Genomic DNA, 14,396 nt, shown 5'->3' with positions numbered 1-14,396 from the left:
GTATCGTTCCGGACCGGCTTTCTTTACAGCGTAATCGTCTCGCCGATCTTCGGCAACGCAACTTTCACACCCGATCCATCCAGCCCGGCCACGAACTTGTCGGCGGTCTGGTCGATCATCGGAAATGTGCCGAAGTGGGCGGGAATGACCGTCTCAAACTTGAAGAAACGCTGGCAGGCAAGCGCTGCCACCGCGCCGCCCATGGTGAAACGGTCGCCGATCGGCACGATGCCGATCTTCGGTTCGTGCAACTCGTTGATCAGCGCCATGTCGGAAAAAACGTCGGTGTCGCCCATATGGTAGAGCGTCTTATCCTCGGGGAAGTGCAGGACGAGCCCGCCCGGATTGCCGAGATAGGTATTCTGGCCGCCTTCGCCCGGAAAGGACGATGAATGCAGAGCCTGAACGAAGGTGGTGGTGAAGCCGCCGCAATCGACGGTGCCGCCGATATTGCCGGGATTGATCTGCTTGTCACCGACACCCTTGCCGACCAGGTACATGCAAATCTCGAAATTGGCGACCAGCATCGCGCCGCTCTTCTTGAGCACTTCGACGGCGCCGCTGATGTGGTCACTGTGGCCATGGGTGAGCAACACGTGCGTGATCCCTTCGGCCGGCCCTTCCCAGCCGCCCGCCCACGACGGATTGCCGACCAGATAGGGGTCGATGAGGATTTTCGCGCCTTCGATTTCGATTCGGAATGCCGAATGTCCGTACCAGGTCAGTTTCATCAATGCTTTCCTCGATTTTTGCTTCGGTGGAGGATAGAACGCCGACGGCGAAATTAAAGTGCCGCGCACGCTTTGCGCGTATAGGACGTGCGGCGTCGCGGTCAAAGGAAAAGCCGTTGGGCATCATCACCATCGAGGAGTTGCCGGCCCGGCTCGGCGGCGGCAAGACCCTGGCCGGTCTCGACCTCGGCGACAAAACGATCGGCGTGGCGGTTGCGGACCGCGGCTTGTCGTTCGCGCACCCGCGCCCCGTCATCATGCGCAGGAAATTCTCGCTCGATGCCGCAGTGCTGCTCGCCCTGTTGCAGAAGGAGAATGCCGGCGCCGTGGCAATCGGCCTCCCCATCAACATGGACGGCTCCGAAGGCCCGCGCGCCCAAAAATCCCGCGCGTTCGTGCGCAATATGGCTGGATTGACCGATCTGCCCTTCCTCTTTTGGGACGAACGGCTGTCGACGGTGGCGGCCGAGCGGACGCTGATCGAGATGGACTTTTCCCGCAAGAAACGCGCCGGCAAGATCGATTCTGCGGCGGCCGCTTTTATCCTCCAAGGTGTTCTCGACCGGCTTCAGGCGCTCGGCGTCGATGCCTGGTCGAAATAGCGGTTGCGCATCGCCGTGATCCAGCCACCAATCGCCTTGCGGCGGCGAAATGCCCAGAACGCCACCAGCAGCAGCCCATCGAACACGCAAGCTTTCGCCACCATGCCCGGAATAAGCGCCGGATCAACGCCGAGCATCTGTCCATAGAGCTGGAAGACGAGATCGTGTAATTGGCGGCTCAGCATGACATAGCCGAAATTGATGTCGTTGAGCGACAGAAAGAACCAGCCCCAAAACAAGAGGAGCGGAGCCGCCCACAGCGCGAACAAGGTGCGCATCAGCGGTCATCCCTCGAATCCAGCCGGCCGGAAATGCGGGCAAGCGAGGAATTATGCGCCGCTGCCTTGGCCATGACATGCGCGGCCGCTCGGATTTCGCCGGTCCCTGGAATTGCCGCGGCAACGGTCGACCGCCGCTCCGCGAGCATCGCGACATAGGACGCCAGAAGTGCCGCCAATTGCACCGCGACAATCATGAACAGCCCATTGATGCCTTGCGCGGCGCCGCCGATGACGATCAGCGACAGCACGCCCAAGGCGGAAATGAAGGCGATTCGCATGACGCTATCGGCGGCATCCGGGTTGGTCCTGTCGCTGGTCAGTGCTTCAACAAAGGCCCAGCAGAACAGCACCGCGACGACAAGTAGTGCCACGGCGAGCGGCGCCACAACGACGGCGTTTTCGAGATCGGCAAATCGAGTGTTCTGGATGGGAACGCCGAGTACGCCAAGGGCCGTCGCCACGCCTCGATTCCCGTCGATGCAGATGAACGCCAGCAGGGCGAAAACGGCCGCCCAATGCAATGCCAGAAAAGAGCTCAGAATATGCCGCATGACGCTCCTGCTTCGCAGGGCAAAGCCGCTCAAGCTGAACAGTCCTTGCCTTAACCATAACACTGGGCTTTGCCACCGGCCGCCGCAATGGAAACCATTCGTTAAGGTTAACGGCCATCCACAGGGTCGCGAGAGCGGCAGCGAATTGGGCGACGGCCCTTAGTTGATCGGCGGGTAGAGCGTATCGATGATCATGCGCGCATCATGGCGGGAATCGATCATGCCATAGGTATTGCGCCACTGGCCGGCGAGGCGCGTTTCGACGAAGGCGTCGGCGATCCGCCCTGCCCCCAGCCTGCGAAGCTCTGCTGCCGCCGCCGACAATGCCAATTGCTCGGTCAAGAGCCGCGCCGAGCCCTCGTCGGTTGCAGCGACCTGCATTGCCGCCTTGAGCACGCCGACGGTGCCGCGTCCGCCGGCGCCGAGATCGCGGTCGATGCCGGCCAGCACGTCATCGAACAGGCCGGGTGCACGCCCCAGCACACGTAGCACGTCGAGCGCCATGACGTTGCCGGATCCCTCCCAGATCGCGTTGACCGGAGCTTCGCGATAGTAGCGGGCGAGCGGCCCCTCCTCGACATAGCCATTGCCGCCGAGGCACTCCATCGCTTCATAGAGCAGCGGCGGCGCAATCTTGCAGACCCAGTATTTGACGACCGGCGTCATGGCGCGCGCGAAGGCCGCCTCGCCGCGGTCGCCGGCCGCCTCGTCGAAGGAGCGCGCCAGCCGGAACGACAGCGCGGTAGCGGCGGCAACGTCGAGCGCCATATCGGCCAGCACACGCTGCATCAGCGGCTGCTCGATCAGATTGGTTCCAAACACCTTGCGGTGGCGCGTGTGGTGGACGGCCTCGGCCAGTCCGGCCCGCATGATCGCCGATGAGGCGACGGCACAGTCGAGCCGCGTCAGGGTCACCATGTCCATGATCGTCTTCACGCCCGCGCCGGGCTCGCCGACCATCTCGCCGATGGCATTGACGAATTCCACCTCCGACGAGGCATTGGATCGGTTGCCGAGCTTGTCCTTCAGCCGTTGAAAACGGAAGCCGTTGCCGGATCCGTCGCCGAGCAGGCGGGGAACGAGAAAGCACGACAGTCCCTCCGGCACCTGTCCGAGCACCAGGAAGGCATCCGACATCGGCGCCGACATGAACCATTTGTGGCCGGTCAGGCGATAAAACCCGCTGCCCGCGCGCTCGGCCCTGGTGACGTTGGCACGGACATCGGTGCCGCCTTGCTTCTCGGTCATGCCCATGCCGAGCGTCAGCCCGGCTTTTTCGACCGGAGGCTTTTGGCTTTGATCGTATTTGCGCGTCGTCACCCGAGGCGCCCATTCGCGAAACAGCTTCGGGCTGGCCATCAGCGCTGCCAGCGAAGCGCTGGTCATGGTGATCGGGCAGAGATGTCCGGTCTCGAGCTCAGCCGTGAGGTAAAAGCGTGCAGCGCGCACCTGGTGGCGGCGGCCGATCTCGGCGTCGCCATTCTCCCAGACCGACGAATGCAGCCCGTTGGCAACAGAGCGGCGCATGAGCGCGTGATAGGCGGGATGGAACTCGACCTGGTCGATGCGCCGGCCCTGGCGGTCATGGGTCCTGAGCTTCGGCATCTCGACATTGGCAAGACGGGCCAGTTCCTGCGCCTCATGGGTCAGAACGAAACGGCCAAGCCCGTCGAGGTCCTTGCGCACCGGATCGGAAAAGCGCTCGGCAAGCTGGATCAGCAACGGATCGCCCCGCCAGGCGTTGCCGCCGGCCAGCGGCGGCGGCTGGTTGGTCACGTCGTCAGTCACGCTTCGTCCTTATCACCTGAAGGCTGCGAATCCAAAGCCAAGGCGGTTTATAGCCTATGGCCAGCGGCGCGCGACGAAAATACCGGGGAGAACCAATCCAATCCCAAGCCGGTGCTTGCAGCCGCGGAGCCTCCCCCCTATAGCAGCGACTTGAGATGACCGACGCATCGTCCCTGCCGCTTTATCCCCACCGCCATCTTCTGGGCATCCGCGATCTTTCCCCTGCCGACATCGAGCTTCTGCTCGACCGGGCGGACAGGGCCGTTGCCATCTCGCGGCAGTCGGACAAGAAGACATCGACGCTGCGCGGCCGCACCCAGATCAATCTCTTCTACGAAGCCTCGACCCGTACGCAATCGTCATTCGAGCTGGCCGGCAAACGGCTCGGCGCCGACGTCATGAACATGTCCGTAGCGAGTTCGTCGGTGAAAAAGGGCGAGACGCTGATCGATACGGCGATGACGCTGAATGCCATGCGTCCCGACATATTGATCATCCGCCATCAATCGGCCGGCGCGGCAGCACTTCTCGCTCAAAAAGTCGGCTGTTCGGTGGTCAATGCCGGCGACGGCGCCCATGAGCACCCTACCCAGGCGCTGCTCGACGCACTGACCATCCGCCGCGTCAAGGGTCCGTTGCCGAAGCTGATCGTGGCGATCTGCGGCGACATCCTGCATTCGCGCGTGGCCCGCTCCAACATCATCCTGCTCAACGCGCTTGGTGCCCAGGTCAGGGTCGTCGCCCCTTCGACGCTTTTGCCCGCCGGCATCGAGAAGATGGGCGTCATCGTCACCCGTTCCATGGCCGAGGGTCTGAAGGACGCCGACGTGGTGATGATGCTGCGCCTGCAGCGCGAACGCATGGAAGGCGCTTTCGTACCGTCGGTACGCGAATATTTCCGCTATTTCGGCCTCGACGCGGAGAAGCTGAAGGCGGCCAAGGACGGTGCGCTGGTCATGCATCCCGGCCCGATGAACCGCGGCGTCGAGATCGCCTCCGAGATCGCCGACGGCCCGCAAAGCGTTATCCAGGAACAGGTTGAGATGGGCGTCGCCGTGCGCATGGCGGTTATGGAAGCGCTGCTCGACCCCCGTCGAAACCACGAGGGCCGCGCCTGATGAGCATAACGGTCTTCAGCCGGGCCCACATCGTCGACCCGTCGCGCGGCATCGATGAGGTCGGCACCGTCATCGTCGAAGGCCGCAAAATCGTTGCCGCCGGCAAGGCGGCTTTGAATCAGGGCGCGCCCGAAGGCGCCACCATCATCGACTGCGCCGGCAAGACTATCATCCCTGGATTGATCGACGCGCGCGTCTTCATCGGCGAACCCGGCGGCGAACACCGGGAGACCATTGCTTCGGCGAGCATCGCTGCGGCGGCCGGCGGCGTCACCTCAATCGTCATGATGCCCGATACCGACCCGGTGATCGACAATGTCGCACTGGTCGAGTTCGTGCTGCGCACCGCCAAGGACACCGCAATCGTCAACATCTTGCCGGCAGCAGCGATCACCAAGGGGCTGGAAGGCCGCGAAATGACCGAATTCGGCCTGCTGCGCGAGGCCGGCGCGGTCGCCTTCACCGATGGCCGGCATTCGATTGCCAGCGCGCTGGTGATGCGCCGCGCGCTGACCTATGCGCGCGATTTCGGTGGCGTCATCGCGCATGAAACCCAAGACGCCGACCTCGCTTCGGCCGGCGTGATGAACGAAGGCCTTTACGCAAGCTGGCTTGGCCTTGCCGGCATTCCGCGCGAAGCCGAATCGATCCCCCTGGAGCGCGATCTCGCGTTGGCTCGCCTGACCGGCGGCGCCTATCACGCTGCCAAGATTTCGACGGCTATGGCGGCAAACGCGGTAGCGCGCGCGAAAGCCGATGGCGCCAATGTCACATCAGGCGTGTCGATCCACAATCTGTCGCTCAACGAGAATGATGTCGGCGAGTACCGCACCTTCTTCCGGCTGACGCCGCCGCTGCGTGCGGAGGAAGACCGGCTGGCGATGATCGAAGCGATCAAGGACGGCACCATCGATCTCATCGTCTCCTCGCACGACCCGCAGGACGTTGACACCAAGCGCCTTCCCTTTGCCGATGCCGCGGCCGGCGCCATCGGCCTGGAAACGCTGCTAGGCGCAGCGCTGCGGCTCTATCACAATGGCGACGTGACGCTGCTCCGGCTGGTTGAGACACTGTCGACCGCGCCGGCAAGATTGTTCGGCCTGCCCGGCGGCACGCTGAAACCGGGGGCATTGGCCGACCTTTCGCTCGTCGATCTGGACGAGCCATGGGTCGTCAGCGAGAGCGGCATCCGCTCACGCTCGAAAAACACCTGTTTCGAAGGCGCACGACTGCAAGGCAAGGTCTTGCAAACGATGGTGGCGGGCCGCACAGTGTTTTCGGCCTAGGACGAAAACAGGCGTCACGGCTTAAAATCCGCTCAGCCAAGGAAAGTTCGGGGGAACAATGGCTTACAGTCCCGTCTTGGCATTGGTGTTCGGCTATCTTCTCGGCTCGATCCCGTTTGGCCTGCTGATCACCCGTGCCGCCGGCCTCGGCGACGTGCGCAACATCGGCTCCGGCAACATCGGCGCCACCAATGTGCTGCGCACCGGCAACAAGAGCTTGGCCGCGGCCACGCTTCTGCTCGACGCCCTTAAAGGCACCGCGGCGGTGCTGATCGCAGGCCGCTTTGCGCCCGAGCTCGGACTTTGGGCCGGCTTCGGCGCGTTTTTAGGTCATCTCTTTCCGGTCTGGCTCGGCTTCAAGGGAGGCAAGGGTGTCGCCACTTACCTTGGCGTGCTGATCGGCCTTGCCTGGCAGGCGGCGCTGATCTTCGCCGTCGTCTGGCTGGCGGTGGCCTTCCTGTTCCGCTTCTCCTCGCTTGCGGCACTGACGGCAGCAGTCGTGGTGCCCATGGCGCTGTATTTCCTGAGCACGCCGCAGATTGCCGGGCTTTTCGCGGCGATGAGCCTAATCGTCATCGTAAAGCACCGCGCCAACATTGCGCGGCTGCTTGCCGGCACCGAGGGTAAGATCGGGGCCAAGGAGTGAGCGAGCCCGACGCCGGGCCGCGCCTCAGCGACCGGCAGCGGCTGAGCTGGCTTCGTCTGATCCGCACGCCGAATGTCGGCCCGGCTTCCTTTCGCGACCTGATCAACCGGTTCGGTTCGGCCGAAGCAGCGCTATCGATGCTGCCCGAGCTGATGATTTCGGGTGGCGCCAAAAAAATCGTCCGCATCCCGTCCATTGCCGAGACCGAGGCGGAGCTGGAGACCGCCCGGCGGGCTGGCGCCCGCTTCGTCGGCATCGGCGAAGCGGATTATCCGCCGCTGATGAAAAGCATGGATCATCCGCCGCCGCTGCTCGCGGTCAGGGGCAATAGCGCGGTGTTCCGCTTGCCAGCGGTCGCCATCGTCGGCGCTCGCAACGCATCGCTGGCCGGCATCAAGATGGCGCGGATGCTGGCGGCGGATCTCGGCCGCGACGGCTATGGCATCGTCTCCGGCCTGGCGCGCGGCATCGATACGGCCGCGCACCAGGGCAGCCTTGCGACTGGCACAATCGGTGTGCTCGCCGGCGGCCTCGATTTGCCCTATCCGCCCGAAAATGCCGGCCTGTGCGACGAGATTGCCGAGCGCGGCGGCGCCGTCATCTCCGAAATGCCGTTTGGCTGGCAGCCGCGCGCGCAGGATTTCCCGCGCCGCAACCGGCTTGTCGCGGGTGCTGCATTAGGGTTGGTAGTGGTCGAGGCCGCACAGCGCTCCGGCTCTCTGATCAGCGCCCGGCTTGCCGGCGAGATGGGCCGACTGGTCTTTGCCGTTCCCGGTTCGCCGCTCGATCCGCGCGCCGCCGGCGCCAATGGCCTGCTCAAGGACGGCGCCACCCTTGTCACCGAGGCCGCCGATATCACCAGTGCGATCGCCCCGCTGGTCGGCGCCTGGTCGCCAAGGACATCGCCGCTTGAGGAGCCGCCCGACTTTTCGGCAACGCCGCCGCCGCGCGAGGACGACCGCGACCGCGTCGTCGAGGCGCTCGGCCCGACGCCAGTGGCAGTCGACGAGATCATCCGCCACACCGGCCTGCATCCCGCTCAAGTGTTCATGGTGCTGCTGGAGCTCGACCTAGCCGGACGGCTCGAGCGCCATGCCGGCGGTAATGTCTCGCTGATTTGACCGAGAGCTTGCGCATGTCCCGGCACGCAATTCCGACGTGATCCCGATGGCCGATCCGAGCAACAAACCAAAGCAGACGCTGTTCACTCGCACGACGGCCCTCATCTGGTCAGCGCTGAGCGTCATGCTGGCGCTGCAATGGTCCGCCGATCTCGGCATGCTGGGTTTTCCTGATGGCTACATAACGCCCTTCGCAAGAGCGACCAGCACGCTTCGGGGCATTCTGACCGCAGCCTGCATGGCCCAGGGTCTCTACTTTTTCCTGGCCGGCGTGTTCGGCAGAAAGGTAAGCGCCGTCGGTCCTTGCCTGCAAATCCTTGCCGCAGCAGTTCTCACCGTGGCGCCAGTGCTTATCGTGAAGGATTGTCCGCATTCACAGCTGTGCAGCAGAGCCTATGAGGCGCTCACCGGCACGATGATGGACGATGGAGCGGGCGGCTAAAGCCACTGCATGCGTTCGGCACGAGGTTGTCACCCATGTCTTAGGTACAATCTGTTACCTATGTCTCCGGGTTGGACAATCTTGATTTTGGTGAGCGCGATGGGATTCGAACCCATGACCTACTGATTAAAAGTCAGTTGCTCTACCGGCTGAGCTACGCGCTCCCGCGGGCTCAGAAAGGCCGCCCTCGAAATTGCGCGGAACATAGGGAGAGTGCCTCTGCCGGTCAACCGGAAAAAGACGGCTCGCAAACCGGACTGTCCTGCAGTGTCATCATGCCTTGCGGAGCGCTTCGGCGTCGACGGAACGGCCTCGTTCTCGCGCAAGACCGAAGCTCGCGCTATGCCGACGAAAGCAAGCAGCAAATCGGAAGAACCTTTGCGGATCAGCAACTTGGGATTTTTGGCGGAACAATTTGCGCAGCCTGCCCGTTTCCCGCGATAAGGGACATGCGTTTCAAGGAGAAGACCATGAATAGGATCATGTCGGGCCTACTGGCGACCACTCTTTCGATCTCATTCGCTGCCGCGGAGATCGTGCCAGTCAACGCTCAGCCCAGCTATGCGCCCCCGGCCCAGGGGCTCACCTCGAATGTCCAGACCGTCCAGTACGAGCCGTGGCGGAGGCACCGGAATTTCAATCGCGATTTCTCGCGTCGCGATTTCCGTCGCAATTTTTCGCGTGACGACGGAATGTACTGGCGTGGCCATCGCGGCTATCGCGAATATCGTCGCGGCTATCGCCGTCACGGCGACTTCTGGTTCCCGCTGGCTGCGTTTGCTACCGGAGCGCTGATTACCGGCGCGATCGTCAACCAGAATCGTGTCTATCGTGGCGATGCCCACGTGCAGTGGTGCTATGACCGTTATCGGAGCTATCGCGCTTCTGACAACACTTACCAGCCCAACTACGGTCCGCGCCGGCAGTGCCGGTCGCCTTACTGAGTCCCAGATTAGAGGCTGCAAGCCCGCGCCCGAAACGGCGCGGGTTTTTCATTAGTGCGAATCCCGGGGCATCGGGGCATCCCTGCCTATTGCGTACTTAGCGTCCTGCGCACAGCGTGGCGCCAACCTGCCAGCTTGGCGGCACGTGTCGAAGCATCCATGTCCGGCTTGAACCGGCGCTCGAGCGCCCAACTCCTGGCGAATTCCGCGGCCTTCGGCCAGACACCCGCCTTCGAGCCGGCCAGCCAAGCCGCACCGAGTGCTGTTGTTTCGAGAATTGTCGGCCGGTCGACCGGCGCATCGAGAATGTCGGCCAGCCGCTGCATGGTCCAGTCCGACGCCACCATGCCGCCATCGACCCTGAGCACGGTCTTGGCCGAGGCGGCCTTCCAGTCCTTGCGCATGGCGTCAAGCAGGTCGCGTGTTTGGAACGCAACGGATTCCAGTGCCGCGCGGGCAAATTCCGCCGGCCCCGAATTGCGGGTCAGCCCGAAGATGGCGCCGCGCGCTTCGGCATCCCAATGGGGCGCGCCGAGCCCGACGAAAGCAGGCACCAAATAGACGTTCTGCGTCGGATCGGCTTCCGCTGCCAATTTGCCGCTATGCTCGGCCTTGCCGATTACCTTGATGCCGTCGCGCAGCCATTGCACGGCGGCGCCCGCGATAAAGATCGAGCCTTCCAGAGCGTAGGTGGTCTTGCCGTTCAGCCTGTAGGCGATGGTGGTCAAAAGCCGGTTCTTCGAACGAACCAGATCGCTGCCGGTGTTGAGCAGCGCGAAGCAACCGGTGCCGTAGGTGGATTTCATCATGCCTGGCTCGAAACAGGCTTGGCCGATCGCCGCCGCATGCTGGTCGCCGGCCACACCGAGGATTCTGATCTGTGCACCAAACAGGCTTTTGTCGGTGATTCCAAAATCATCGGCACAATCTTTCACCTGCGGCAGCATTCTTGCAGGTATGCCGAAAATGGCCAGCAGTTCGTCATCCCAGGCGTTTTGTTCGATGTTGTAGACCAGCGTGCGCGAGGCATTAGTGGCGTCAGTGGCGTGGATCTTGCCGCCGGTCAGGCGCCAAATCAGGAAACTGTCGATGGTGCCGGCCAGCAGTTCGCCCTTCTCGGCGCGTTTTCTGGCGCCCTTCACCTTGTCCAGCATCCAGGCGATTTTGGTGCCGGAGAAATAGGGATCGAGCAGCAGGCCGGTCTTTTTCGTGAATTTCTTCTCCAGCCCCAGCTTCTTCAGTTTCTGGCATAGCGGCGCGGTGCGACGATCCTGCCAGACAATCGCGTTGTGGATCGGCTTGCCGGTCTCTTTGTCCCAGATGACGATCGTTTCGCGCTGGTTGGTGATGCCGATCGCGGCGACTTCCGCTGCGTTGCGGCCGGCTGTCTTCAGCGCGGCCTTCACCGTTTCCACGACGCTTGCCCATATCTCCTCGGGATCGTGCTCGACCCAGCCGGAGGCCGGATAATATTGGGTGAATTCCTTTTGCCCGCTGCCGACGACCATCATCTTGTCGTCAAACAGGATCGCCCGGCTCGATGTCGTCCCCTGGTCGATTGCAAGGATATATCCGGTCATTCTCTCTCCCGTCGAAGCGAATTCAAGGTGCTGCGATGTCTCGACGCCAGATGGCTCGGAGCCGTTCACGCAAACAGGGGAGACGGCAACATGCCGCCTCCCCTGAGCATGGCGATGCGGGCGCGGACGCCCGCATCAAACGGTCCTATTGCTGCCAGCTCTTCACCAGCTCGTCGTAGTTGATGGTGACCGGCTTTTCCTTCTCGTTCTCGATCTTGAGCTGAGGAGCGAGATTGCCCTTCTTGACCGCGTCCGCATTCCAGTAGGCGAGGTCATGCTCTTCGGCCATCTTCGGGCCAATATCGCCCTGGACGCCCGACTTCTCGATGCGGCTCATCACCTTTTCCTGCTCGGCGCAGAGCGAGTCCATCGCTTCCTGCGCGCTCTTGGCACCCGACGAGGCATCGCCGATCGCCTGCCACCAGAGCTGCGCCAGCTTCGGATAATCCGGCACGTTGGTGCCGGTCGGCGACCACTGGACACGCGCCGGCGAGCGGTAGAACTCGATCAAGCCGCCGAGCTTTGGCGCACGTTCGGTGAAGCTCTTGTCGTGGATCGTGCTCTCGCGGATGAAGGTCAGACCGACATGGCTCTTCTTCACGTCGACCGTCTTCGAGGTGACGAACTGCGCGTAGAGCCAGGCGGCCTTGGCGCGGTCGGTCGGCGTCGACTTCATCAGCGTCCAGGAACCGACGTCCTGATAGCCAAGCTTCATGCCGTCCTTCCAGTAGACGCCATGCGGCGACGGCGCCATGCGCCACTTCGGCGTGCCGTCGTCGTTCAGCACCGCCTTGGCGCTGGCGTCGACCATGCTAGCGGTGAAGGCAGTATACCAGAAGATCTGCTGGGCAACCGCGCCCTGCGCCGGAACTGGCCCCGATTCGGAGAAGGTCATGCCTTGGGCTTCCGCCGGTGCATAGGCCTTCAGCCAATCGAGGTACTTCTGGATGGCATAGACGGAAGCCGGACCATTGGTGTCGCCGCCGCGCGCCGTGCAGGAACCGACCGGACGCGAATTCTCGTCGACCTTGATGCCCCATTCGTCGACGGGCAGACCGTTCGGAATGCCCTTGTCGCCATTGCCGGCCATCGACAGCCAGGCGTCGGTGAACCGCCAGCCGAGCGACGGGTCCTTCTTGCCATAATCCATATGGCCGTAGACCTTCTTGCCATCGATCTCACGCCCGGTGAAGAACTCGGCGATGTCCTCATAGGCCGACCAATTGACCGGCACGCCGAGGTCGTAGCCGTATTTGGCCTTGAAGTCCGCCTTGTTCTTCTCGTCGTTGAACCAGTCGTAACGGAACCAGTAGAGGTTGGCGAACTGCTGGTCGGGAAGTTGGTAGAGTTTCTTGTCGGGCGCGGTGGTGAACGAGGTGCCGATGAAGTCCTTCAGGTCGAGGTTCGGGTTGGTGACATCCTTGCCGTCGCCCGCCATCCAGTCGGTCAGGTTGCGCACTTGCTGGTAACGCCAGTGCGTGCCGATCAGATCGGAATCGTTGACCCAGCCGTCATAGAGGTTCTGGCCGGTCTGCATCTGGGTCTGGATCTTCTCGACGACGTCGCCTTCCTGGATGACGTCATGCGTAACCTTGATGCCGGTGATGGCCGTAAAGGCCGGCGCCAGGACCTGCGATTCATACTGATGCGTGGCGATGGTTTCGGAAACCACCTTGATATCCATGCCGGCGAAAGGTTTCGCGGCATCGATGAACCATTGCATCTCGGCTTCCTGGTCGGCGCGCGAAAGCGTCGAAAGGGGCCCGATTTCCTTATCGAGGAAGGTCTTGGCCTCGTCCATTCCGGCATAGGCATTGCTTGCCCCGAGCAACAGGACAAGCGCAGTTGTTGATGTCAAGAATTGCCGTCGCATGTATTTCCTCCACTGTTAAAGTTCAAAGTGCGATCTGGATCGGCGGCCGGCACGCCGCCGTTCCAACAGTTTCCCCCTCTATACGTAGCGGAACACGCCGACAGCGTAGACCACGGAGAGAGCGAGAGCCCACCACAGATTGGGTCCGACTAGACCCAGCCAAGCGAGATGGATAAAGGCGCTGCCAAGCAGCGACAGGAACAGGCGGTCGCCACGCGTCGTTTCGAACCGCAGCACGCCGACGCGCGGATTGCCGCCCGGCGAGACGTATTCCCACACCGCCATGCCGCAAAGCAGCAGAAAGATGGTTCCAAAGAAGGCCGCGGTCGGCCACGTCCAGGCCATCCACGAAAAATCGAGGTTGGACGAGAGGTTAAATCCCCACAGGCGGATATTAGCCGGATCGCTGAAGCCTACCGTTATTGCCACGAAATCGATTTGAAGTGCCACCCAGGCCACGACGACCAGGGCGAGAAGCAGCACGGCCCACCACCATGGGCTTCTGTCGACCTGCTCCATCATACCCTCCCCAGGGCAAAGCCCTTGGCGATGTAGTTGCGCACAAACCAGATGACGAGCGCGCCGGGAATCAGCGTCAGCACGCCGGCTGCGGCGAGCAGCCCCCAATCCATGCCGGCGGCCGAAACGGTGCGGGTCATGGTCGCGGCGATCGGCTTGGCATCGGTTGTCGTCAGCGTACGGGCGATCAAGAGCTCCACCCACGAGAACATGAAGCAGAAGAAGCACGCCACGCCGATGCCGCTCGCAATCAGCGGCATGAAGATCTTGATGAAGAAGCGCGGGAACGAATAGCCGTCGATATAGGCGGTCTCGTCGATCTCCTTGGGTACGCCCGACATGAAGCCTTCGAGGATCCACACCGCCAGCGGCACGTTGAACAGGCAATGCGCCAGAGCCACGGCGATGTGGGTGTCGATAAGGCCGAAGGCCGAATAAAGCTGGAAGAATGGCAGCGCGAACACCGCCGGCGGCGCCATGCGGTTGGTCAGCAGCCAGAAGAACAGATGCTTGTCGCCGAGGAAGCGATAGCGCGAAAAGGCATAGGCAGCAGGCAGTGCCGCAGCCACCGAAATCACCATGTTCATAACCACATAGGTGATCGAGTTGATGTAGCCAGAGTACCAGGACGCGTCGGTGAAGATGGTGCGGTAATTCGCCAATGTCGGTGCGTGCGGGTAGAGCGTCAGCGACGAGACGATCTCGCCATTGGTCTTGAAGCTCATATTGATGAGCCAGTAGATCGGCAAAAGCAGAACGATGATGTAGAGCGTCGGCACGATCCACCACCAGCGCGACTCCTCGCCGCGACGGCGCATCAGCCGTGCGATCTCGTCCTGCCGTAGCGGGCTGGCAAGCCCTTCCGAAGCTGTCGTCTCGCTCACTCTGTCGGCTCTTTCGTCAGCGCGGCTCAT

General features: G+C 62.6%; 15 protein-coding genes and 1 tRNA gene. 7 read left to right on the top strand and 9 right to left on the bottom strand.

Annotation, left to right across the window (positions count from 1 at the left end; all coding sequences use genetic code 11):
• Nucleotides 1–23 precede the first annotated feature (23 nt).
• Nucleotides 24–731, bottom strand: a complete 708-nt coding sequence (locus tag NKJ91_RS12100) for a metal-dependent hydrolase (protein ID WP_352455734.1) — start codon at nucleotides 729–731, stop codon at nucleotides 24–26.
• A gap of 116 nt (nucleotides 732–847) precedes the next feature.
• Between NKJ91_RS12100 and ruvX the strand changes: the two genes are divergently transcribed.
• Nucleotides 848–1,333, top strand: coding sequence for a Holliday junction resolvase RuvX (gene ruvX, locus NKJ91_RS12095; RefSeq protein WP_352455733.1), 486 nt, complete (start codon nucleotides 848–850; stop codon nucleotides 1,331–1,333).
• Here ruvX and NKJ91_RS12090 read toward each other — a convergent pair.
• The 3 genes from NKJ91_RS12090 to NKJ91_RS12080 form a co-directional block, all read right to left on the bottom strand.
• The gene (locus NKJ91_RS12090) at nucleotides 1,300–1,611 is read right to left on the bottom strand and encodes a DUF6105 family protein (protein WP_352455732.1); all 312 of its coding nucleotides are present in this window, start codon (nucleotides 1,609–1,611) and stop codon (nucleotides 1,300–1,302) included. The two genes, ruvX and NKJ91_RS12090, sit on opposite strands and share 34 nt — an antisense overlap.
• Nucleotides 1,611–2,165, bottom strand: a complete 555-nt coding sequence (locus NKJ91_RS12085; protein WP_352455731.1) for a hypothetical protein — start codon at nucleotides 2,163–2,165, stop codon at nucleotides 1,611–1,613. The genes NKJ91_RS12090 and NKJ91_RS12085 overlap by 1 nt, the downstream gene beginning before the upstream one ends.
• Nucleotides 2,166–2,324: 159 nt before the next feature.
• Nucleotides 2,325–3,953 (bottom strand): DNA alkylation response protein, encoded by a 1,629-nt coding sequence (locus NKJ91_RS12080; protein WP_352455730.1) that lies wholly within the window; start codon nucleotides 3,951–3,953, stop codon nucleotides 2,325–2,327.
• A 155-nt stretch (nucleotides 3,954–4,108) separates the two neighbouring features.
• Here NKJ91_RS12080 and NKJ91_RS12075 point away from each other — a divergent pair, with 155 nt between their 5' ends.
• The 5 genes from NKJ91_RS12075 to NKJ91_RS12055 are packed head-to-tail and all read left to right on the top strand — an operon-like array spanning nucleotide 4,109 to nucleotide 8,566.
• Nucleotides 4,109–5,071 (top strand): aspartate carbamoyltransferase catalytic subunit, encoded by a 963-nt coding sequence (locus NKJ91_RS12075; RefSeq protein ID WP_023674903.1) that lies wholly within the window; start codon nucleotides 4,109–4,111, stop codon nucleotides 5,069–5,071.
• On the top strand, nucleotides 5,071–6,357 hold the full coding sequence (locus tag NKJ91_RS12070; protein ID WP_352455729.1) for a dihydroorotase: 1,287 nt from the start codon (nucleotides 5,071–5,073) through the stop codon (nucleotides 6,355–6,357). The genes NKJ91_RS12075 and NKJ91_RS12070 overlap by 1 nt, the downstream gene beginning before the upstream one ends.
• A 58-nt stretch (nucleotides 6,358–6,415) precedes the next feature.
• Nucleotides 6,416–7,003, top strand: coding sequence for a glycerol-3-phosphate 1-O-acyltransferase PlsY (gene plsY, locus NKJ91_RS12065; RefSeq protein ID WP_352455728.1), 588 nt, complete (start codon nucleotides 6,416–6,418; stop codon nucleotides 7,001–7,003).
• A complete protein-coding gene (gene dprA / locus NKJ91_RS12060) occupies nucleotides 7,000–8,124 on the top strand; it encodes a DNA-processing protein DprA (RefSeq protein WP_352455727.1) in 1,125 nt (374 codons plus the stop codon). The genes plsY and dprA overlap by 4 nt, the downstream gene beginning before the upstream one ends.
• A 46-nt stretch (nucleotides 8,125–8,170) precedes the next feature.
• Complete coding sequence (locus NKJ91_RS12055) at nucleotides 8,171–8,566, top strand: hypothetical protein (protein WP_352455726.1); 396 nt, start codon at nucleotides 8,171–8,173, stop codon at nucleotides 8,564–8,566.
• 88 nt (nucleotides 8,567–8,654) lie between these two features.
• Here NKJ91_RS12055 and NKJ91_RS12050 read toward each other — a convergent pair.
• Nucleotides 8,655–8,730 (bottom strand) — tRNA-Lys (locus NKJ91_RS12050).
• A 306-nt stretch (nucleotides 8,731–9,036) separates the two neighbouring features.
• On the opposite strand from NKJ91_RS12050, the gene NKJ91_RS12045 reads away from it, so the two are divergent.
• A complete protein-coding gene (locus NKJ91_RS12045) occupies nucleotides 9,037–9,510 on the top strand; it encodes a BA14K family protein (RefSeq protein WP_023674898.1) in 474 nt (157 codons plus the stop codon).
• Nucleotides 9,511–9,596: 86 nt separating this feature from the next.
• On the opposite strand, the gene glpK is transcribed toward NKJ91_RS12045, so the two are convergent.
• From glpK to NKJ91_RS12025, 4 genes are all read right to left on the bottom strand, one after another.
• Nucleotides 9,597–11,090 (bottom strand): glycerol kinase GlpK, encoded by a 1,494-nt coding sequence (glpK, locus tag NKJ91_RS12040; protein WP_352455725.1) that lies wholly within the window; start codon nucleotides 11,088–11,090, stop codon nucleotides 9,597–9,599.
• Nucleotides 11,091–11,235: 145 nt separating this feature from the next.
• Nucleotides 11,236–12,963: an ABC transporter substrate-binding protein gene (locus NKJ91_RS12035; RefSeq protein ID WP_352455724.1), complete on the bottom strand. Its 1,728-nt coding sequence runs from the start codon at nucleotides 12,961–12,963 to the stop codon at nucleotides 11,236–11,238.
• Nucleotides 12,964–13,041: 78 nt separating this feature from the next.
• The gene (locus tag NKJ91_RS12030; protein ID WP_031193610.1) at nucleotides 13,042–13,308 is read right to left on the bottom strand and encodes a DUF2160 domain-containing protein; all 267 of its coding nucleotides are present in this window, start codon (nucleotides 13,306–13,308) and stop codon (nucleotides 13,042–13,044) included.
• Nucleotides 13,309–13,481: 173 nt separating this feature from the next.
• On the bottom strand, nucleotides 13,482–14,396 hold the full coding sequence (locus NKJ91_RS12025) for a carbohydrate ABC transporter permease (RefSeq protein WP_352455723.1): 915 nt from the start codon (nucleotides 14,394–14,396) through the stop codon (nucleotides 13,482–13,484).

It is taken from the genome of Mesorhizobium sp. M0040, from assembly GCF_040323505.1.
In the GTDB taxonomy this organism is placed as follows: Bacteria; Pseudomonadota; Alphaproteobacteria; order Rhizobiales; family Rhizobiaceae; genus Mesorhizobium.
Note: the sequence above shows the minus strand (reverse complement) of the source record. Positions and strands in the feature narration are given on the sequence as shown.

Bases quoted from the DNA above. Each gene is read 5' to 3' on its own strand.
- NKJ91_RS12100 (WP_352455734.1), bottom strand. From the start codon at position 731: ATGAAACTGACCTGGTACGGACATTCGGCATTCCGAATCGAAATCGAA.
- NKJ91_RS12090 (WP_352455732.1), bottom strand. From the start codon at position 1,611: ATGCGCACCTTGTTCGCGCTGTGGGCGGCTCCGCTCCTCTTGTTTTGG.
- NKJ91_RS12085 (WP_352455731.1), bottom strand. From the start codon at position 2,165: ATGCGGCATATTCTGAGCTCTTTTCTGGCATTGCATTGGGCGGCCGTT.
- NKJ91_RS12075 (WP_023674903.1), top strand. From the start codon at position 4,109: ATGACCGACGCATCGTCCCTGCCGCTTTATCCCCACCGCCATCTTCTG.
- NKJ91_RS12070 (WP_352455729.1), top strand. From the start codon at position 5,071: ATGAGCATAACGGTCTTCAGCCGGGCCCACATCGTCGACCCGTCGCGC.
- plsY (WP_352455728.1), top strand. From the start codon at position 6,416: ATGGCTTACAGTCCCGTCTTGGCATTGGTGTTCGGCTATCTTCTCGGC.
- NKJ91_RS12055 (WP_352455726.1), top strand. From the start codon at position 8,171: ATGGCCGATCCGAGCAACAAACCAAAGCAGACGCTGTTCACTCGCACG.
- NKJ91_RS12045 (WP_023674898.1), top strand. From the start codon at position 9,037: ATGAATAGGATCATGTCGGGCCTACTGGCGACCACTCTTTCGATCTCA.
- glpK (WP_352455725.1), bottom strand. From the start codon at position 11,090: ATGACCGGATATATCCTTGCAATCGACCAGGGGACGACATCGAGCCGG.
- NKJ91_RS12035 (WP_352455724.1), bottom strand. From the start codon at position 12,963: ATGCGACGGCAATTCTTGACATCAACAACTGCGCTTGTCCTGTTGCTC.
- NKJ91_RS12030 (WP_031193610.1), bottom strand. From the start codon at position 13,308: ATGGCCTGGACGTGGCCGACCGCGGCCTTCTTTGGAACCATCTTTCTG.
- NKJ91_RS12025 (WP_352455723.1), bottom strand. From the start codon at position 14,396: ATGAGCCGCGCTGACGAAAGAGCCGACAGAGTGAGCGAGACGACAGCT.